The 19,910-nt window shown below is 65.8% G+C and carries 13 protein-coding genes; 9 read left to right on the top strand and 4 right to left on the bottom strand.

What is annotated here, in order from left to right:
• Window positions 1-480: 480 nt before the first annotated feature.
• Both CQW49_RS17305 and CQW49_RS17300 read right to left on the bottom strand, forming a co-directional pair.
• Entirely contained in the window at window positions 481-3,099 is a 2,619-nt protein-coding gene (locus CQW49_RS17305) for a DUF2235 domain-containing protein (RefSeq protein ID WP_003608431.1), read from the bottom strand.
• Between the two features lie 125 nt (window positions 3,100-3,224).
• Window positions 3,225-4,400 (bottom strand): tetratricopeptide repeat protein, encoded by a 1,176-nt coding sequence (locus CQW49_RS17300; RefSeq protein WP_003608432.1) that lies wholly within the window; start codon window positions 4,398-4,400, stop codon window positions 3,225-3,227.
• Between the two features lie 204 nt (window positions 4,401-4,604).
• Here CQW49_RS17300 and CQW49_RS17295 point away from each other — a divergent pair, with 204 nt between their 5' ends.
• The 6 genes from CQW49_RS17295 (at window position 4,605) to CQW49_RS17270 (ending at window position 14,574) form a co-directional block, all read left to right on the top strand.
• Window positions 4,605-5,756 (top strand): hypothetical protein, encoded by a 1,152-nt coding sequence (locus tag CQW49_RS17295; protein ID WP_003608434.1) that lies wholly within the window; start codon window positions 4,605-4,607, stop codon window positions 5,754-5,756.
• A gap of 87 nt (window positions 5,757-5,843) precedes the next feature.
• On the top strand, window positions 5,844-8,435 hold the full coding sequence (locus CQW49_RS17290) for a hypothetical protein (protein WP_003608436.1): 2,592 nt from the start codon (window positions 5,844-5,846) through the stop codon (window positions 8,433-8,435).
• A 159-nt stretch (window positions 8,436-8,594) separates the two neighbouring features.
• On the top strand, window positions 8,595-10,523 hold the full coding sequence (locus CQW49_RS17285; RefSeq protein ID WP_003608439.1) for a GMC family oxidoreductase: 1,929 nt from the start codon (window positions 8,595-8,597) through the stop codon (window positions 10,521-10,523).
• Window positions 10,524-10,527: 4 nt separating this feature from the next.
• Entirely contained in the window at window positions 10,528-11,139 is a 612-nt protein-coding gene (locus CQW49_RS24740; protein ID WP_003608441.1) for a hypothetical protein, read from the top strand.
• Complete coding sequence (locus tag CQW49_RS17275; RefSeq protein WP_003608443.1) at window positions 11,136-12,254, top strand: HupE/UreJ family protein; 1,119 nt, start codon at window positions 11,136-11,138, stop codon at window positions 12,252-12,254. Before CQW49_RS24740 ends, CQW49_RS17275 begins: the two co-directional genes overlap by 4 nt.
• A gap of 175 nt (window positions 12,255-12,429) precedes the next feature.
• Window positions 12,430-14,574: a patatin-like phospholipase family protein gene (locus CQW49_RS17270; RefSeq protein ID WP_003608444.1), complete on the top strand. Its 2,145-nt coding sequence runs from the start codon at window positions 12,430-12,432 to the stop codon at window positions 14,572-14,574.
• Here the strand turns inward: CQW49_RS17270 and CQW49_RS17265 are convergent.
• Window positions 14,523-15,476, bottom strand: coding sequence for an N-acetylmuramic acid 6-phosphate etherase (locus CQW49_RS17265; RefSeq protein ID WP_003608446.1), 954 nt, complete (start codon window positions 15,474-15,476; stop codon window positions 14,523-14,525). The two genes, CQW49_RS17270 and CQW49_RS17265, sit on opposite strands and share 52 nt — an antisense overlap.
• 146 nt (window positions 15,477-15,622) lie before the next feature.
• Here CQW49_RS17265 and CQW49_RS17260 point away from each other — a divergent pair, with 146 nt between their 5' ends.
• Both CQW49_RS17260 and nagA read left to right on the top strand, forming a co-directional pair.
• Window positions 15,623-16,654: an SIS domain-containing protein gene (locus CQW49_RS17260; RefSeq protein ID WP_003608448.1), complete on the top strand. Its 1,032-nt coding sequence runs from the start codon at window positions 15,623-15,625 to the stop codon at window positions 16,652-16,654.
• Window positions 16,651-17,787 carry an N-acetylglucosamine-6-phosphate deacetylase gene (nagA, locus tag CQW49_RS17255; RefSeq protein WP_003608450.1) on the top strand — a complete coding sequence of 379 codons (1,137 nt, stop codon included), beginning with the start codon at window positions 16,651-16,653 and terminating at the stop codon, window positions 17,785-17,787. The genes CQW49_RS17260 and nagA overlap by 4 nt, the downstream gene beginning before the upstream one ends.
• A gap of 26 nt (window positions 17,788-17,813) precedes the next feature.
• On the opposite strand, the gene CQW49_RS17250 is transcribed toward nagA, so the two are convergent.
• Window positions 17,814-18,806 carry a glycoside hydrolase family 3 N-terminal domain-containing protein gene (locus CQW49_RS17250; RefSeq protein ID WP_003608452.1) on the bottom strand — a complete coding sequence of 331 codons (993 nt, stop codon included), beginning with the start codon at window positions 18,804-18,806 and terminating at the stop codon, window positions 17,814-17,816.
• A 150-nt stretch (window positions 18,807-18,956) separates the two neighbouring features.
• Between CQW49_RS17250 and CQW49_RS17245 the strand changes: the two genes are divergently transcribed.
• Entirely contained in the window at window positions 18,957-19,883 is a 927-nt protein-coding gene (locus CQW49_RS17245; protein WP_003608454.1) for a DMT family transporter, read from the top strand.
• The last annotated feature ends 27 nt before the right edge of the window (window positions 19,884-19,910 follow it).

The raw sequence follows: 19,910 nt of genomic DNA, 5'->3' as shown, positions 1-19,910 counted from the left end.
GGTCTCTAGGCCGCGCTTCGGATCAGAGGGGCGCCAACCAAATTCGAAAGACCGCGCAGAGGCCGCTTTGCAAAGCGGCCCGCCGGCCCTACAATTCCGGTCTTCCCCGTCTATGCAGGCCGCTCGCGCGAGGAAGGGAGGCCCCTCTCGCCCGAGCCGATTGAGCTCTCCGGGGACGAGCCCCGAAAGTGAGCGCCGGCAGTCTCGGACAGGACATGGCCGGACGGGACGCGAGGAAATTTCCCCGGGCCCGCCGGCCTATCCACCGCCTCGCCATGCTCTCTCGATCAGGAAGCTCGGCTCGGCGGAAGCTCTTTTTGAAAGCGGGGTCGCGAACGCAGGCCGACCCCTGAATGGGCTATTTAACGACCCTGGCCAGCTTTGCCAAGGAGTTTTTCCAAAGATTCTCTCGCAAGCGCAAAGTGCAAGCGAAAAATCCCCTCCGGGACGAAAATTTCCGGGCCACGCTCCGCCCACGCGTCAGGACCGCCGCTCGAGCGTGACCGTCGCCGTTCCGGTATTGTCGGTGTAGAAGCTCTGCGGCGTCTGCCCCCAGGGAAAGAACGCCACGTCATTGACGAAGAGAAACAGCTCGCCGGTCTGCTCGGCGACGAAATCGGAAACGAGCGCGCGCCTCGGATAGACCGAGCGGCAGGCGCCGCCGGCGAAGGTGAAGTCGCGCGCCTCCCAGGCCGCCTGCGCCGCGCCGATCTCTGCGCGCGGCAACGCCTCGCCGGGCTTCAGCCGCTCGCCCAGAGCGCGGCAGCCCGCCGGCTCGGCGTCGCTCGCGCAATAGGCCGCGTGCTCGGGCGTCGCGGCGAAATCGCGCGGCAGGCCGGTGCATTTGCCCTCATGCGGCGACAGCGGCAGGTCGCGCGTCGCCGGCGCCAGCGGCCACTCCTCGGCGCCCCGCGCGCCGATGCGCGCAATGGGCCGGTGCCAGGCGGCGTCCGGCCAGCGCCGAAACGCCGTGGCCAGAAGAAACGAGGCGCTCGGACTGTCGAAGCCCTGGACATCGGTCAGAATCGTTCGATCGAGCCAGGGATCGTCCAGCGGCCCCACCTCGAGCGTCAGCCGATAGGCGGCGCCGCGCTCCACCGCGAGCCCGCTCGCCCAGCAGGGATTATTGGTGGCGAAGCCGTCCGGATGCGCTTTCGAATAGCCGGGCTTGGCCACAGCCGCCCCCGCTCCGATCCATTGCAGCCGCTCGGGCGGCGTCGACCAGCAGACGAGACCCGCGCCGACCAGCGCGTTGAACCAGAGCCGGCTCGCGCCGGCGAGCGCCACGCCGAAGATCGCGACGGAGAACAGCGCCGGCGCGCCCCAAGCGCGCGACTGCCGATGCAAAAACGCCGACACAGGACTCTTGCGCAGCATGCGCACGAGAGAATTGGTCCGCGCCTCGGGCGGCGGCGGCGCGCCCTCGACCCAGCCGCGCTGCGCCAGATCGTGAATGCTCTCCGCCAGAGCGCCGGCTCGCCGCCACAGCCACAGCAGCAGGACGATGAGCGCCCCGCCGATCCAAGGATGCGCGAAGATCGCGCGCAGGAAGGGCGCGAGATAAGAGGGCGTCACCGAGAGCAGCAGCTCGGCGACGCCCTTCAACGCGCTGACGAGGCCGTCGCCGACCCGCCCCGCGATCTCGAGGACGCTCGCCGGCGCGACCGCGCTCGACGAAGCTCCGCCCTCGCCGAAGGCGATCAGATTATCCAGGAGGTCGCCGGTCGCCGGCAGCAGCAACAGCGCCGCCAATGCGCCGACCAGCGCGAAATAATTGACGCGCCGCCGCCAGATGTGATCGCGCGCGAGCTCGAGCGTGGCGTCGGCGGGACCGAGCAGAGCGGCGACCGCGGCCTCGGCGCGCCGCTGCATCTGCGCGAGCGCGCCCGCTTCGATCGGCGGCGGCGACGGCCGCGTGGCGTCGAGCGCCGCCCAGCGCCTCTCCCCCCGCGCCAGCAGAGCGCGGTCCGGCGTCAGAAACACCGCGTCCGCCGGCAGGACGACCGGAGCATAATTGCACGATCGTTCCGCCATGCGCTCGGCGACCGAGTGATGAACGATCGTCGGGCCGAAATCCCACATCGGCGTCGGCGCCAATGAGCGCGGATCATAGCGATAGAGGGAGGCGAGCCCCGCGCGTGAATCGGCGAGCGGCGCGAACGACGACGCGGTTTCGCGAAACGCCTCGAGCGCGCCCGTCCGCAACGCCGGACCTCTCGCCACCGGATCGTCCGGCGCGAGACGCTCCGCCTCCTCGAGCATCCAGACGAGCGGCGTATGCGCTACGGAATCATCGGCATAGCCGCCGCCGATGTTCGAATGCACGCCGGCGAACCACACCTCGTCGATCTCGGGGTCGCGTCCGTCCCTTTGTCGTCCGCGCTGGTCGATCCGGATCGGATGGAACGAAGTGCGCTCGTCGTCGAGCGCGAGCGCATGACGCACATAGGTCGCGCTCGGCGCGATCGCGCGATCCATGCCGAAGGAGATCGGAACGACGAATGTGTTGATCGCCTCGCGCAGCTCCTCGATCGGCACGCCATAGGCCTCGACCGTGTCGAACAGGCCGACGAAGGCGATTCTTATCGCCTCGCCCTTCGGCGCCGCATTGCTCCGGCGCCCGAGCCGGCGCAACCACACCCACACATTCTTCAAACGGCTGTCGTCGTTTCGCTGATAGGAGCGCCACGCCGCCTTCGCATTGCGACGCATCACCGCCGAGGACACGGCGCCGTTCTCGGTCTCGTTCGGCTGCAGCCCCTCGCGATAGATAAGGTCGATCAGCACGCGGATCGTGAAGGCGCCGCGGCTGAAGCCGAACATATAGATCTCGTCGCCCGGCGCATAATTCCAGCTGAGGAAGCGATAGAGCTTCAACACATTGGCCGGCACGCCTATGCCCGTCGCGCCGTCGAGCATCGCCCATGGCTTGAACTCGGAAGTGCCGACGCCGGGAATATAATAAGCGATCTGATTTCGCGCCGAGGTGTCGAGCGCGCGATAGATGCGCCAGACATTGGACTCCTGCGTCGTGACGGCGTTGCCGGTGCCGTCGGCGAACAATAATATCTTCTTCTCGCGAATGGCTGTGCGTGTCATCGGCGACGCCCGCTCAAAAAAACTCGCGCTCGAACAATTCCCGTTGCCGCGAAGCGAGGCGGCATGGAAGGCTCATCCTCTACCCGCGCACGCGCTTTGGCAAGCACGAACATTCGGCGCGCGGATCATCGACCGGCGATTGGCGCGGCGGCGGCGCGCGCAGCCTCGACGACTCGCGCGAGACGGGACTCGTCCCATCCTGCGCGCAGAAGAAATGCGCGCGCCTCGCGCGCGCTCTCGTCCGCATCGCTCGCGCTCGCCGCTTCGAGCAATATGCGTGCGTCCGACGGCGCGCGCTGAACCCGCCAATTGGTTTGCGCGAGACGCAGCGCCTCGGCGCGATCGCCCGCCAGATACAAAGCGAAGCGCGCTTCGTCCCCGAGATGCAGCGCCTCCCCGCGGCGCCGTCCTGCGGCGAAGCGCTCGGAGAGCTCGACGATATGCTCGCGCAGACGCGGCGAGCCGAGGCGCCGCTCGGCGAGCGCGAGACGCAGCAGCGCCGCATCCATGCGGGTCGCCTCGGCGAGCAGCGCCGAGGCATCGGCGAAACGCGCTTCATCCAACAGGAAATCCGCATAGGCCGCGAGCAGATAGGCCGAAGGCTTCGCGATCTGCAGAGCCTCGGTGAAGCGGCGCTCGGCGTGGTCCGATCGACCACGCCGCGCCGCGATCTCGGCAAGCAGAGTGAGCGCCCATCGTCTCCGTTCCGCCGGCGCCGACGCCCGCTCTTCGAGCACACGCTCGAGCGCGTCCGCCGCTTCGTCCACCGCGCCGTCGACGCTCGCCACATCGCTCACGCAACCGACGGCGAGCAGAGGATCTTTCGCCGCGACCAGCGGCGCGCAGCTCGCCCGTGCGTCGTCGAACCGTCCCTGCAGCTTGGAGATCGACGCGCGCATGAGCCATGCCTGCAGATTGCCGGGATCGACCGCGAAGACCGCGTCGAGATCAGCGCGCGCGCCATCGAAATCATGCCGGTTCTGCAAGATCATGGCGCGCAGCAGGCGCGCTTCCGCCGGCGGCGCGGCGAGGCGCCATATGGGCGCGAGCGCGGCCGCGGCATAACCAAAATAGCGCGGATCGGCTTCCTCCGCGCCTAGCCGCACATATTTGCGCGCGAGCCGCAGCGCGCTCGACGAATCCATCGACCGCGCGCGCAGCGCGTCGCCGACCCGCGCGGCGCCGCGCGGCAGACGCTCGAGCGGCTCTTCGTCATTGGCCGGCGTCGACGGCTCCCCCGCCGCCGTGATGGCGGCCAGGCTCGAAACGACGAGGAAGAGAAGCGCCGTCATGCGTCGCATATCGCCAATTCCTTCAATTGTGATCGTCCCGCGCGTCGTCGCGCGCCGCTTTTTTTGGGGCGCTGTCTTGCCAAAAATATGAGACGACCTTATCCTTCGCGCAATTGGTTGCTTTTGTCTCGCGGACGCCTTCGCAGCGCATCGGACATTGGTTTCGTCCTTCCGCCGCGCGGGCGATATTTTGTTTCAGAATGTGAGGTTCCGATGACGTCGCGTCCTTCGGCTCGATCGTTGCTCAATGCGTTGGCGCTGATCACCGCGCTTCTACTCCCGTCTGCCGGCCGGGCTTCCGATCATGCCGATCCGATGTGGCTCGCGGAAGACGAGCAGGAAGCCAATATCACCGGCCTCTTCTTCTTTCCCGAAGGCGATCAGTATGTGGCGATCCTGGACGTGCGTCGCTCGCTCGTCGGTCCGCCGCCCTATAATCTCGAGCCCTTCGAATATAACATCCATATGGATTTTCACACGAAGCTGCGCTTCGACAGGGCGGAGGACCTCGCCCGCTACGGCGGAACCATCGACGCGCCGGAAGGCATAGCGCCGGACGCGACCATCCGCATCCGTCTCGACAATGACGCCAAGGTGAAGGAGACATCCTTCAAAGGATTGGGCGATGCGCAGAGCATCCGAGTGTTTTCCGGCGTGCGCGACGATCCCTTCATTTTTCCCAAATTTTTCGGCGTGAATGTCATCACCATGGCGTTCAGCATTCCGCAAGCCTCTTTTCCCGAGCATGCGGAGAGCTTTGTCCTCTGGGCGACGAGCAATCGCGTCGACGGTGGCGAGCAAATCGATCATGTCGGCCGCTCCAATCGCACGCAGCTCGGCCGTTTCGAGATATTGAATAAAATTCCGCCGAGCCAGCATGTCGCCGAGATCAAGGAGAAGGCCGAGCCGCGGGGCAAGGTTCAAGCCTTTCTCGCCCAGTGGCTGCCGCCGCTCGCCAATCTCAATCAGCTGAGCGGCTTTCTCATTCGCCATTACGACGCCGTGCCGGATGTGATGATCTTCACGCGCACGCGTCCGCCGGGCTTTCCCAATGGCCGCCGTCTCGAGGATGATGTGGCGCGGCTGACCTGCGCGCAGGGTGATTGTCCGCTGCAGGAAAACGCCTTCATCGACACGATGCAATGGCCACGCTCGACCGTGAACGACAAGCCGTTGACGACGGAATTTCCCTATCTCGCCGAGGCCTGGCCTCCCAAGCCGCAGCCCGCCGGCGCCACTGGACCTTACGTCGTCCGTTTCTTCATGCGCCCTCTGGTGCAGATCGCGATCGGCGCGCTCCTGCTACTCTTCATCATCCGCGCCCTGATCCATTGGTTCGGACGGCGATCCGCGCTGAAAGCCTGACGCGAGAGACGCGAACAATCGATTGCCGCGCGCGATCCGAGCGGTGGATCCGCGCGAATCTGAGCATTCATCAATCGGGAGGAACCGATGCTCGAGAAATTGCTGAGGAGCTTGCTCGGCGCCGCCATGATCGGCGCCTTGGGAGCGAGCGCCGCGAGAGCGGCCGAGGATTGCGGATCGGGCGCCGGAAAAATAAAGGACGAAGCCATGTGCGTCGGACGCACGGCCGAGTCGCTTCCCGGCGCCGACGACGATTATTTCGTCAATATGGATTACGGCGCCACCAAGCGCCCCGAGGAGCTCGCGAAAGCGCTCGACCCCTATCTTCCCGGAATAACGCCCGAGGACGCGCGCAAAGCGGCGGTCGTGGGGCGCAACAATTGGGTGGTCTGGACGGCCGGCAACGACCGTCTGTGGAACATCATGAATCAGAAGTCATTCGGTCAGCTCGACTTCCTCAAGACCTTGTCGAGCCATCCGAGCCTCACCAAATTCAGCCGCGACAATCGCTGGTCCTATCTGGGTCTCGTCAACGAGCCCTGCTTCGAGAAGGCGACCGGACCGCGCGCCGACCGCTTCGGACTCTGGCTCGACACGCGCGACCCGAGCTGTCCTGCCGACCCTTATGAAGACGAGACGAAATATCCGGGCGTCAAATTCGGCGCGCGCGGCCGCAGCGAGGCCTTTCCGGTCGGCTCCTATTACGGCTATGCGACCGGCATCGTCGGATTGCGATTGTTTCCCAATCCCGATTTCGACGACGAGGCCGAGAGAAAATGGGACCCGGTCCGCTTCTACACCGACCCGTCCTATTACAACGACAAAGATCTCATTCGTCCCTATCGCGTCGGAATGTCCTGCGGCTTCTGCCATGTCGGCCCAAATCCGACCAATCCGCCGGCCGATCCCGAGCATCCCAAATGGGAGAATCTCAACTCCAATCCCGGCGCGCAATATTTCTGGTGGGATCGCATCTTCACCTATGCCGCCGATCCGAAGGATTTCGCCTGGCAATATTTTCATGTGTCGCGACCGGGCGCGCTCGACACCTCGCTGCTGTCGACCGACTACATCATGAATCCGCGCACGATGAACGCGATCTATCAGCTCGGCCCCCGTCTCGCGCTCGGGCTGAAGCTCGGCCGCGAGAAGCTCACCGGCGGCGAGCAGCTCAACAAGCAATTCACCGAATATGTTCCAGCGCAATCGCCGCTGACGCAATTCTTCAAGGCCCCCGATCAGGCGTTCACCCCCCATGTCCTGAAGGACGGCTCGGATTCCGCCGGCGCGCTCGGCTCGTTCAACCGCGTCTATGTCAATATCGGCCTGTTCAGCGAGGAATGGCTCGAGCATTTCAACGCGATCGTCGGCGGCAAACCGATCAGCGCCATTCCGATCGCAACTGGCCGCGCCAACTCGACCTATTGGCAGGCCAATGAGGCGCAGACGCCCAATACGGCGCTGTTCTTCCTTGCGACGGCAAAGCCGGACTATCTGAAGAACGCGCCCGCCGGCGCCAATCATCTCACTTGGGATGCGGCGACGCTCGATCGCGGCAAGGAAGTTTTCGGCGAACGCTGCCTGCGCTGCCATTCGAGCAAGCTGCCGGAAAAGACCTTCGAACTCTTCCCGAAGGAGGGCTGCGTCGGCAAGGATTATCTCTCCTGCTGGAACAAATATTGGGCTTATACGAAAACCGATGCGTTCAAGCAGGAGGCCAAGGCGATCGCCAAGAGCGGCGATTTTCTCACCGACAACTTCCTGTCGACCGATCTTCGCGTTCCCGTGAGCCTGCTCGAGACCAACGCCTGCAGCCCGCTCGCCACCAATGCGATCAAGAACAACATCTGGAACGATTTCTCCTCGAGCTCCTACAAGGAGCTGCCGTCGGTCGGAACGATCACCGTGCATGATCCCTACACCGGCGCGCCGCGCTCCTATGCGATGCCCGCGGGCGGGCGCGGCTACACGCGTCCTCCATCGCTCGTCAGCCTGTGGTCGACCGCGCCATTCCTCGTCAACAACAGCCTCGGCGCTTTTCAGGAGAGTCCCTCCGTGGACGCGCGGCTGAAATCCTTCGACAGCTCCATCGAGCAGCTGCTGTGGCCGGAAAAGCGCATCACCAAATATGAAACCTACGGCCAGCACGACATCGACTATGTGACCGCCTCGGGCAAGAAATTGCGCGGCGCCGTCGATGTGACCACCGAGACGAGCTATCTGCGCGTGCCCAAGGGTTTTCTGCCCAATCTGCTGCAAGCGGGCATCGATGTCGGCGAGGATGTGAAATGGCTCGTCGACGCGCTGCGCCTCGGCAATTTCTTCGATGAGAACGGCGTCGCCATCGGCCCCATTCCGAAAGGCACGCCGGTGGCGCTGATCGGCAATCTCGATCTCGACAAGCGCGACAATCCGCTCGAGGATCTGCTGCACAAGGCGAAAGTGCTCAAGCTTCTCGCCAAGCTCAAGATCGCGCTGAAGTCGCTGCCGCCGAACGCCAGCGACGACGACGCGCGCCGCGCCTTCGCGAGCTCCTACGGCGATCTGCTCGAGCTCAACAAATGTCCCGATTTCATCGCCAATCGCGGACATTATTTCGGCACCGATTATTTCGCCGAGGAGCCGGGCCTGAGCGACGCCGACAAAAAGGCGCTGATCGCTTTCTTGAAAACCATGTGACGCCTCAGAGCGCTTTCCGATCGAACGGAATTATTCCATCGATCAGAATTCGCTCGAGCGAAAGAATGCAGAGCGTTATCCGATCCGTCCGGATTGAATAACGCTCTCGCCCCGCGCCCCTGTGGGGCCCGGGCCGCGCGTTGGACAAGGGAAACGACCATGAACCTCAGCGACAAGGCGAGCTTCGAATATGTGGTGGTCGGCTCGGGCGCCGGCGGCGGCACGGTGGCCGCGCGCCTCGCGGAAGCCGGCTGCAAGGTGCTCGTGCTCGAAGCGGGCGGCGATCCGAAGACGATGTCGGGAGGCGACGCCGCCTATCCGAACGAGGAGCGCCTCCCCGACGATTATCGCGTGCCGGTGTTCCATGCCTGCTCGACCGAAAATCGAGCGATGCAATGGGACTTCTTCGTCCGCCATTACGGCGAGGACGCGCTGCAGAAGCGCGATCTCAAATATCGCGAGACCTATCGCGGCGAGCGCGTCGACGGCGTGCTCTATCCGCGCGCCGGCTGCCTGGGCGGCTGCACGGCGCATAATGCGATGATCATGGTCTATCCGCACAACGCCGATTGGGACCATATCGCCGAGCTCACCGGCGACGTCTCCTGGCGCGCGGACAATATGCGCCTTTATTTCGAGAAACTGGAGAATTGCAATCATCGCTTCTTCTTCCGCCTGCTGGCCAAGCTCGGCGTCAATCCGACACGGCACGGCTGGCGAGGCTGGCTGCATACGGAGAAGAATGTCCCGGCCGCGGCGCTGGACGATTTCGACCTCGTCACCGCGCTGACCGGATCGATCCTCAAGGCCATCGGCGAGTCCCCCTCCCTCATCAAGCGTCTCGCCTGGTGGGCGTTCGGCAAGGGCGACCCCAATGATTGGCGGCTCGTGCGCGACAACGCCTTCGGCCTGCATTACCCGCCGCTCAACACGCGCAAGCACGAGCGCATCGGCACGCGCGAGCGGCTGATCGAGACGCGTGACAAATATCCCGACAATCTGACCATCGAGCTCGACGCTCTGGCGACGCGCATCCTGTTCGACGACGACAATCGCGCGATCGGCGTCGAATATCGCAAGGGCGCGAAGCTCTATCAGGCGCATTTCGATCCGAGCGGCGAACCGGGCGAGACGCGAACAGTGTTTGCGACGCGTGAGGTCATTCTCGCCGGCGGCGCCTTCAACACGCCGCAGCTGCTGATGCTGTCCGGCGTCGGCGCGAGGGAGGAGCTGGAGCCGCTCGGCATTGCGACGCGCATCGACCTGCCGGGAGTGGGCAAGAATCTACAGGATCGCTACGAGGTCGGCGTCGTCAATCGCGTCAAGCAGGATTGGAGCATATTGAAGGGCGCGAAATATAAGAACACCGACCCTCAATATGCCGATTGGCTGCGGACGAAGAACGACTACACCGGCTCCGTCTATGGCACCAATGGCGCCGTGCTCGCCGTCATCCGCCGCTCTGCGCGCGAGCGGCCTTTGCCGGATCTCTTCTGCTTCGCCGTGCTCGCCGATTTCCGCGGCTATGAGCCCGACTATTCCAAGCGGATCGTCGAGAAGCTCAATTATCTGACCTGGGCCGTGCTCAAGGCGCACACCAATAATCGCGCGGGCTATGTGAAGCTGAAATCCACCAACCCGCTCGAGCGCCCGGACATCAATTTCCGCTACTTCGTCGAAGGCACGCCCGATCACGACGAGGATCTCGAATCGGTGGTCGAGGGCGTGAAGTTCGTGCGCGATCTCACCCGCCCCCTGATCGAGACCGGCATCGTCGAGGAGGAGGAGGCTCCCGGCATGGACGTGACGAGCGACGCGCAGATTCGTGACTTCGTTCGCTATCAATCCTGGGGCCATCACGCGTCCTGCACTTGCGCGATCGGCCCCGACGGCGCGCGCGACGCCGTTCTCGATTCGCAATTCCGCGTGCGCGGCGCGAAAGGGTTGCGCGTCGTCGACGCTTCAGCGTTCCCGCGCATTCCCGGATTCTTCATCGTGAGCGCCGTCTATATGATCGGCGAGAAGGCGGCCGACGTCATTCTCGCTGATCGCAAAGTCGCGCCCGCAATGGCGCAGGCCGCGGAATAGCGACTTGCGCAAAGGCGTACGGCTCCTGCTCCTCGTCGCCGGCGCCGGCGTCTTCCCGGCGTCGGCGCAAGCGCATAGCGAGCTCGCGGCGCTCGGCGGCTTCTGGTCCGGCGTCGCGCATTTCTTCATCGGCTGCGAACGACCGGCCCTGGCGGTCGCGCTCGCCATCTGGGCCGGATTGCAGCAGCGCCGCGCCGATCAGGCCGTCGTGAGCTGCTTTGCCTTCGCCGCCTTCGCCGCTGCGCTCGCCATCGGCGATCTCGGCGACGACAATCGCGTTGCATCTGCGGCGGCGCTCGTCGCGCTGGCGCCTGTGGGCGCCGCCGGCGCCGCGGGCGTGCAAATCGACCTACGCCGATTGCTGCTCACGGCCGCCCTATGCGGCGCGACCGCAGGCTCGATCGGCGTCACGAGCGCGACTCTCGCCGACCGCATGGCCGCCGCGGCGGGCCTATCGATCGCCGCGGCGGCGGCCGCATCCTATGGCCTCGTCGCCGCATCCTTCGTCACACCCTGGCGCGCCGCGCGTCTCGGCTTGCGACTCTGCGCCGGCGTCGCGGGGCTTGCCGCCGCTGTCTGCGCCTCGGGACAGTCGATCCTTTGCGCGCCACATTGACGCTTCGCCTCATCTTGGCGCTGCTCGCCATCACGACGGCGACGCCTCCGCAGACCGCATGCGCGCATCTCTCGTCGGATAGCTATCTGCATATCGACATCGATGCGCAGGGACGCATCAGAGGACAATGGGATATTGCGCTGCGCGATCTCGACGCCGCCGTCGGGCTCGACACGTCCGATGACGGCCTCGTGACGTGGGGATTGCTGAAGGCGCGTCGCATTGCGATCGAGGCCTATGCTTCGGAGCGCCTCGCGATCGACGGATGCGCGCTGCAGGGGCGGGATCTGCTGGTCGATCGTCACGCCGGCGCCGCCTACGCCGTCCTGCGCTTCGAGGCGGAATGCCGACCGACGCCGAACGAGCGACAGCTTCATTACCGTCTTCTGTTCGACATCGACCCGACGCATCGCGGTCTTCTCACTCTCGTCACGCCGTCCGGCGAGCGATCCGAGCTGCTTTCACCGGAGCGCGGCGATGTCGCGCTCGATCCGTCCGCAGCGGAGGAGTCCGGGTCCTTTCTTCGTTTCGTGCGCTTCGGCGTCGATCATATTCTCTTCGGCCATGATCATCTCCTCTTCGTCGCCGTGCTGATGATCTTCGCAGCCTTCCGGCGCGGCGAGAACGGGCGCTGGAAGCCGCTCGACGGCTTCGGCGAATGCGCGCTCCACACCTTGACGATGCTGACCGCCTTCACGGCCGCGCACGCTATCACCTTATCGCTCGGCGCTTTCCGTCTCGTGGACGCGCCCTCGCGTTTCGTCGAGCCGGCCATCGCGGCGACGATCATGGCGGCGGCGATCGACAATCTTCGCGCTATCCTGCCGCGCGCGCGCTGGATGGTCGCATTCGGCTTCGGCCTCGTGCACGGGCTCGCCTTCGCGACCGCGCTCGGGCCCATGGGACTCGCCCCCTCCAAGCTGCTGCTGGCGCTCGCCGGCTTCAATGGCGGCGTCGAGCTCGGACAGATCGCCGTCGCGTCGCTGCTCATGCCGATCATGTTCTCGATGCGACGCAGCCTCGTCTATGCGCGCGCCATAGCGCCGGCGCTCAGCCTCGTCGCATTCACGATCGCGCTCGCATGGTTCGTTGACCGTGTCGGCGCGCTGCGATAATCTTCGCGAGATCAGACGTAGTGATAGAGCTTACAAGACATTCGACAGAGCCGACGCATCTGGCGGCCTATACGTTGCCGGCGACCGAGGCGACGAGACCATCGAGACATGATCGGATGAAGCAGCAAAGGCGATCATGCGCCGCGCGAAAGCGTGAGCCGAAAGGAAGACCGACATGGATGAATTGTCGAAACAGGAATTTCAGATCGGCCTCACAATGTCCGGCGCGATTTCCGCCGGCGCCTATACGGCCGGCGTCCTCGATTTTCTGATCGAGGCGCTGGAGGCTTGGGAAAAAGCACGCGAAGGGGACCAGAGCGGAGCGGTCCCGAACCATCGCGTCGGCATAAAGGTGATGTCCGGCGCCTCCGCCGGCGCCATCACCGCGGCGATCGGCGCCATCGCGCTCGTCGACAACGCGAAGCCCGGCGTCTTCACGCAGGGCGGCTTCAGCTATCGCTACACTCTCCCCAAGCTCTATGACGCATGGGTCGTCAAGCCGACGCTCGACGCCGCGGATCCGAAGATTCAGGATTTCCTGTCGCTCGAGGATCTCGACATCCGTCCGCCCGAGGCGCAAGATTTCTCGCGCACCAGCCGCACGCCCTTTCCGGCGAAGAACGATCCGCTCCCCGTCGTGTCGCTGCTCAACGCCCGCCTGCTCGACGAGATTGCCGCGGATGCGATCAGCGTCGGCGACGTTCGCGCGCCGCGGCCCTATGTCTCCGCGACGCTGCACATCTATCTCACATTGTCCAATCTTCGCGGCGTCCCCTGGAGACTGCGCTTCGACGGCGGCGATTACCATATGATCTCGCATGGCGACCGCGCGCATTTCGTGCTGACCGGCGCCGGCGGTTGGCGAACGAGCAGCGATTTCGCCGACAGCGACACGCGGCGCGCCGAGCTCGATCTCGCGACCATTCCCAATCCCGCGACGCGCGACTCCTGGAAAGATTACGCTGTCTGCGCGCTCGGCTCCTCGGCCTTTCCGGTCGGCCTCGCGCCGCGTCTCATCGACGCGCCGCTGCCGCAGGATTACGAGGGGCGCCGCTATCCCAACAACGACATCGCCGGCCTTGAAAATCTGGCGCCGCAATGGCCGCCGGCGGTGGAGAGCGAGAGTCCGTTCTGGTTCACCTGCGCCGACGGCGGCATCATCGACAACGACCCGTTCGAATATGCGCGCTTCACGCTGAAGAAGAAGGCGACCGACGAACGCATTCTGTTCGATCTCCACGAGGCCGACCGCGCCGTGGTGATGATCTCGCCCTTTCCCGAGCCCAAGCCGATCCGCAACGAAGGCGAACCGGCGATGGATATCGTCAGCCTGTTCCGCTCGCTGATGCCCTCGCTGATCGATCAGGCGCGCTTCAAGCCCGGCGAGCTCGCGCTCGCCGTCGATCCCGATCATGGCAGCCGCTATCTGATCGGCCCGCGCCGCGTCGTCGACGGCAAGCCGCAACGCTATGGCATCGCCAGCGGCCTGCTCGGCGGATTCGGCGGCTTCGTCGCGCGCGCGTTTCGCGATCATGATTATCAGCTCGGACGACGCAATTGTCAGAAGTTTCTGCTGACCGCCTTCGCTGTTCCGGCCGATCATCCGATCGTGACGAGCTGGCCGCCGCAGGTCGACAAACAGGCGCTCGAAGCACTGCCGGAAGAGAGCGATCCGGCAGGCTCGGCGTCCTATTGCCTCGTTCCGCTCTATGGCTCGGCGAAGGAAACCGTCGAGCTTCCACCCTGGCCCCGGATCACACAGGCCGATCTCGATCGCCTCATGGAGCGCATCGGCGCTCGCTTCGATCGCGTCGCGCCTTTGCTGGTTCAGCAAAATGTGCGCGGCGTGCTCGGCCTTCTGCTCGGCTTCGTGCTGATGCCGGGAATACGCAGCGCGCCGGGCCTGATCCGCGACAAGACGTTGAGCTTTGCACGGCTCGCCATTCTCGCCGATCTCGTGCGCCGCGACCAGATCACCGGCTGGGAGCTGCCGAGCGATCTCGGCGTCGATGCGGATGACGCGCGGCTCGTCATCGCCGAGCTGCTCGATCCCGCATTCGACGAGCGCAATGTCGAAGGCATTCGCAGGGCGACGGCGCCGATGAGCCAGACGCTGGACGCAAAGACCATCGAGCGCATTCTCGAACGGCTGAAGGAGGCACGCGACAAGCCCTATCGCGTGTGGGAGGCGCCGTGGCGGGACAGAAACGGGGGCCGCTTGTTCACGCTCGCGAGCCGCAAGCCCGATCTCGTGAGCCGCGCGCTCATTCAACTCGGCGTCGGCTTCTTCAAGCCGACCGTCGATCCGCCGGGCGTCTGAGCCGCAATGCCGGCGCGGCGCGCGTCCAGCGTCTCGAAAGCGCGGCGCAAATGGCCATGGGCGGCGCTGAGCGCCGCCTCCGCCTCGGCGTGCTCCCAACCTTGCAGCAAAAGAAACGCGAGCTTCACGCTGCCGCCGGAGCGGCGCAGCGCGGCGTCGATCTCTTCGGCTCCGCGGCCCGTCAATCGCGCGAGAATTTTCTCGCTGCGGCGAACCAGCTTCTTGTTGGACGCCTGCACATCGACCATCAACCCGTCAAAGACACGGCCGAGCAGAATCATCACCAGCGACGACAGCAGCAGCAGAGCGGTGCGCTGCGCGGCGCCCGCCTTCATGCGCGTCGAGCCAGCGATCACCTCCGGTCCCGTGTCGAGGAAAATCGCGTGATCGGCCTCGGCGAGCAGAGGCGTGTCGCGATTATTGGCGACGCCGATGACGAGCGCGCCGGCGCGCTTCGCCTCGCGCAGACAGGCGAGCGTGAAGGGCGTCGTGCCGCTCGCCGCGAGCGCGATCAGCACATCGGCCCGCCCCACCCCATGACGACGCATCAGCTCGATGGCGCGCGCGCTCTCGTCCTCGGCGCCTTCCACCGCCTTCAGCAGAGCATCCTCGCCGCCGGCGATGAGCAGCAGCAATTTGTCCTGCGGCCAGCCGAAGGTCGGCGCGAGCTCGGCGCCGTCCTGCACCGCGAGCCGCCCAGAGGTGCCGGCGCCGACGTAGACGAGTCGCCCGCCAGCGCCGAGCTTCTGCTCGATCGCGAGCGCCGCGCTTTCCAGCGACGCGCGCGCGGCGCGCACCGCGGCGACGGCGGCGAGCTGGCCTTCGATCATCGCATCGAGAATCTCCGCCGGCTCCCAGGCGTCGATGCGCGAATAGCGTGGGCTCGGACGTTCCGTTTCCATATCGCTTCTCCTTGCGACAGAGTTTTGGGCCGCGGCCTCGATTCGCAAGCGGAGCCGAGAGCCTGCGGCGAAGAATTGCTTCTCGCGCGCCGCGCGCCATTGTGAGATAAGACCGCGGCCGGGGGGCGCGCACCGATAGGCCGCCGATGACGACGCCAGACAATCGAATGGCGCAGGAAGCGCGCGAAGCGCCGAGCGCCGTCGCGCGACAGCAGCGCGCGCTCGCGGAGCCGCTCGCGCGTCTCGTCGCGCGGCTGCGCGAGCGACCGCCGCAAGTCGCCGTCACTTGCGCGCGCGGCAGCTCCGCCCATGCCGCGACCTTCGGCAAGCATCTGCTCGAGCGCCATCTCGGACTGCCTGTCGCCGCCGCTGCGCCGAGCATCGCCAGCGTCTATCATCGCAGCCTTCGCCTCGAGGGCCAGCTGTTCCTGGCGATCTCGCAATCGGGCGGCAGCAATGATCTCATCGAGCTCGCGGCTTCCGCGCGCCGGGCCGGAGCAGTGACGGCTTGCATCGTCAATGAGACGGCGAGCGCGCTCGCCGCTCAATGTGAGTTTGCGCTGCCCATGGAGGCCGGACCCGAGCTCGCCGTTCCGGCGACCAAGACGTTCATAAGCTCGCTCGCGGCGCTGGCGCGGCTCGTCGCGCTATGGAGCGAGGACGCGGCGCTGACCGCGGCGCTGCCGCGCCTGCCGGAGCGGCTCGCAGCGGCGGCGGAGCTCGACTGGAGCGCGCTGGTCGGCGCTTTCGCGCGCGCGGGCAGCCTCGTCGCCATCGGCCGCGGACCGACGCTCGCCATTGCGCGCGAGGCGGCGCTGAAGCTGAAGGAAACCTCCAATCTTCATGCGGAGGCCTTCAGCTCGGCGGAGTTTCTGCACGGTCCCGTTTCGCTGGTGTCGTCGCTCTATCCGGTGCTGATGCTCACGCCGCAGGACGAAGCGGCGCCGGGAATGCGCGCGCTCGCCGCAGATCTTCGCCGCAAGGGCGCGGCGCTGCTCACGACCGACGATGCGAGCGAAGCCGCGACGCATCTGCCGACGCTGGCGAGCGACCATGCCGAGCTCGACGCGATCTGCCTGATCCAGAGCTTTTATGGCGTCGTCGCGCGGCTCGCGGCGGCGCGCGGCGCCGATGTCGATCGGCCGCGCCATTTGCAGAAGGTCACGCGCACGCGATGAAGGAAAGATTGGCGATCGCAGCCGATATCGTCTTCGACGGCGATAGCATCCATCGCGACGCGGCGGTTCTGATCGAGGACGAAGCGATCGTCGCGCTGACTCGGCGTGACGATGTCGCCGCAGCGACGATCGTCGATCTGCCTGCGGGCGCTTGGCTCGCGCCGGGCTTCATCGATCTTCAAGTGAATGGCGGCGGCGATGTGCTTTTCAACGACGAGCCGACGCCGGACGCCATCGCGACGATCCTGCGCGCGCATCGCCGATTTGGCACGACATCGCTGCTGCCGACGCTCATCACCGACACGGATGAGAAGATGCGCGCCGCGGCGCATGCGATCGCGGACAGCATGACGCGCGAGCGGGGCGTTCTCGGCGTACATTTCGAAGGGCCTTTCCTTTCGCCGCGGAAGCTCGGCGTGCATCGCGGCGATCTCGTGCGGCGACCCGAGCCGCATCATCTCGCTATTCTCGCGCCGCCGCCGGGCTGCGTCTCGCTGGTGACGCTCGCGCCCGAGGAGGTTCCCGATGGCTTCATCGCTGCGCTGACGCGCGCCGGCTGCAAGATCGCGCTCGGCCATTCGATGGCGAGCTATGAAGAGACCCGCACGGCGATGCGCGATGGACTCACCGGCTTCACCCATTTGTTCAACGCCATGCGCCCGCTCGGCAGCCGCGAGGGCGGCCCGATCGCCGCTGCGCTCGAATCGCCCGACGCCTGCTATGGCTTGATCGTCGATGGCGAGCATGTGCATTCGACGATGCTGCGGCTGGCGCTGCGCGCTAGCGTTGGCCATCCGATGCTCGTCACCGACGCCATGCCTCCCGTCGGCGGACACAGCGACGAATTCGCGCTACAGGGCCGGCGCATTCTCGCGCGCGACGGCCGCTGCGTGACGGAGGACGGCGTGCTGGCGGGCGCCGCGCTCGATATGGCGAGCGCGGTGCGCAATTGCGTCGCGCGGCTCGGCCTGCCGCTCGAACGCGCGCTGACGCTCGCCTCGCGCGAGCCGGCGCATTTTCTGGGACTCGGCGATCGGCTCGGCCGTCTCGCGCCGGGCTATCGCGCGGATATGGTCGCATTCGCGCCGCACGATGTCTCGATCATCGCGACCTGGGTGGCGGGCGCGTCTTGATTTTCTGGACTCGCTCGCAATGAGGGCTATGGCTTCAAACCACGAATACGGTCGATCGATTCTTCGGCATGAATATGCATCGCGGCGTCGCTCGCGCAAGCTTCGCGAAGATCGCGCGCGTAATGCGCAGCCTGCTCCTGCTCGTCCAGCATATTATTGCCGATGAGCAGAAAATCGGCGCCGGCGCGGAGCGCGCGGCGACAGGCTTCGCCGGTCGACATCAGCTTCTGCACGCCTTGCATCTGTAGATCGTCGGTCAGGATCGTCGCCTGCGGCGCGATGGCGCGCAGCTTGCCGACGGCGACCGAAGACAGGCAAACAGGCGTCTCCTTCTCCCATTGATTCACGACGCCATGGCTGAACAACACCATCGGAATGCGCGCAATCAGCCGCTCGAACACGGCGACCTGCGGCTCGGTCAGGCAGTCGGAGAGATCCATCACATGATCATGCGGATTGACCTTGGCGCCGCCGGTCCCGGGGAAATGCTTGAGGCAGAGCTTCAGTCCGACCAGTCGCGCGGCTTCCGCCAGCGTGCGCGCGCATTCCTCCACGATCGCAGGATCGGCGGAGAAGCTGCGCTGCGCCGAGCCGATGTCAGGACTGTCCGGATTGATGTCGAGATCGACGACGGGCGCGAGATTCACATCGAGCCCGAGCTCGCGCAATTCGTGATAAGCGGGTCGCACGGCGGCGAGACGCTCGGCCGCGCTCATGCGCCCGAGCATGCGCGCGCTCGGCAGCGGCGCGAAGCCGCGCTCCTCCTTGAGGCGGCGCACCTTGCCGCCTTCCTGATCGATGAAGATCAGCGGATGCGACGGCAGCGCGTGCAGCTCCGCGCAGAGCGCCGCAAGCTGCGCAGGATCGAAAATGTTGCGCTCATATTTCTTGTCGATGCAGTCATAGTCGAACAGGATGACTCCGCCGAGGCCGAAGTCATGTGCGAATTCGCGCAGCCATCGCGGAATCTGCGCGCCGCGAAATCCGAGAAGAAAGAGCTCGCCGATCGGCAGCGCCATGAGATCCACTCCGTCGGCGAGCCGGACGGCTCGCGGTCCATGAGCAAATGGCGCGCGGTCGCGCGCGGTCAAACGTCGCAGAGATAATTGCTGCGCCCGCGCCTGTTCTCGACTATGAGTGGCCGCAATCGATAGACCGAGGACGACGCCATGAGCGATCAAATCGCGCAAGCCGCGCCGCCGACGCGCTATGCGCTCGGCGCGGCGTTCGGCGTTTCCGCCGTCTGCATCTGGGCCACTTGGATCGCGGTCACGCGACATGGCGTCACGACCACGCTCTCCGTCTATGATCTCACCATGCTGCGCTTCGGCGCCGCCGGCGCGCTGCTGCTGCCGGTCGTTCTGCGCAAGGGCCTCGCGCTCGAGCGGCTCGGTCCGTGGCGTCTCGCCACTCTCGTCTGCGGCGCCGGCGCGCCTTATGTGCTCGTCGCCGCGAGCGGACTGCGCCTCGCGCCCGCGGCCCATGCCGGCGCGCTGCTGCCCGGCTCCATGCCCATGTTCGTCGCCGCGCTCGCCGCCGTGCTGATGAATGAGCGCTTCTCGACAGCCCGCAAGCTCGGCTATGCGCTGATCGCCTGCGGCGTCCTCGCCATCGTGTTCGGGACGGCGCCGCTCGCGGATGGCGCGCTCGGCCATCTGCTGCTGCTCGGCGCAGCTTTCATCTGGGCCTGCTATGCGCTGGCGCTGCGCGCTTCGCGGCTCGAGTCGCTGCATGCGGCGGCGCTCGTCTCCACCGGCTCGCTGGTCATTTATCTGCCGATCTATTTCCTCGTCTTCGGCGGGCGGGCGTTCGACGCGCCGCTGAGCGATGTTCTGTTCCAGACTTTGTTCCAGGGCGTGCTCGTCTCCGTCGTCGCTCTCTATTTTTTCGGCAAGGCGATCGAGCTGCTCGGCGCTTCTGCTGGCGCGGCCTTCGCGGCGCTGACGCCGCCGATGGCGGCGCTCTTGGCCGTGCCGATTCTCGGCGAGATTCCCTCGCCGATCGAACAAGCGGCGCTGCTGTGCGTCTCCTTCGGCGTCTATCTCGCGAGCGGCGGCAGGCTGCCCGATCTCGCGGCGCGCCTCCGGCGCGGCTGAGCGCGGAACGACTCCGTCGCCGCGGGG

It is taken from the genome of Methylosinus trichosporium OB3b, from assembly GCF_002752655.1.
GTDB classification, from domain to species: domain Bacteria; phylum Pseudomonadota; class Alphaproteobacteria; order Rhizobiales; family Beijerinckiaceae; genus Methylosinus; species Methylosinus trichosporium.
This window is presented reverse-complemented; position numbering and strand designations above follow the sequence as displayed.

Excerpts from the sequence above, each read along its gene's own strand:
- CQW49_RS17305 (WP_003608431.1), bottom strand. The coding sequence starts at position 3,099 with ATGACACGCACAGCCATTCGCGAGAAGAAGATATTATTGTTCGCCGAC.
- CQW49_RS17300 (WP_003608432.1), bottom strand. The coding sequence starts at position 4,400 with ATGCGACGCATGACGGCGCTTCTCTTCCTCGTCGTTTCGAGCCTGGCC.
- CQW49_RS17295 (WP_003608434.1), top strand. The coding sequence starts at position 4,605 with ATGACGTCGCGTCCTTCGGCTCGATCGTTGCTCAATGCGTTGGCGCTG.
- CQW49_RS17290 (WP_003608436.1), top strand. The coding sequence starts at position 5,844 with ATGCTCGAGAAATTGCTGAGGAGCTTGCTCGGCGCCGCCATGATCGGC.
- CQW49_RS17285 (WP_003608439.1), top strand. The coding sequence starts at position 8,595 with ATGAACCTCAGCGACAAGGCGAGCTTCGAATATGTGGTGGTCGGCTCG.
- CQW49_RS17270 (WP_003608444.1), top strand. The coding sequence starts at position 12,430 with ATGGATGAATTGTCGAAACAGGAATTTCAGATCGGCCTCACAATGTCC.
- CQW49_RS17265 (WP_003608446.1), bottom strand. The coding sequence starts at position 15,476 with ATGGAAACGGAACGTCCGAGCCCACGCTATTCGCGCATCGACGCCTGG.
- CQW49_RS17260 (WP_003608448.1), top strand. The coding sequence starts at position 15,623 with ATGACGACGCCAGACAATCGAATGGCGCAGGAAGCGCGCGAAGCGCCG.
- nagA (WP_003608450.1), top strand. The coding sequence starts at position 16,651 with ATGAAGGAAAGATTGGCGATCGCAGCCGATATCGTCTTCGACGGCGAT.
- CQW49_RS17250 (WP_003608452.1), bottom strand. The coding sequence starts at position 18,806 with ATGGCGCTGCCGATCGGCGAGCTCTTTCTTCTCGGATTTCGCGGCGCG.
- CQW49_RS17245 (WP_003608454.1), top strand. The coding sequence starts at position 18,957 with ATGAGCGATCAAATCGCGCAAGCCGCGCCGCCGACGCGCTATGCGCTC.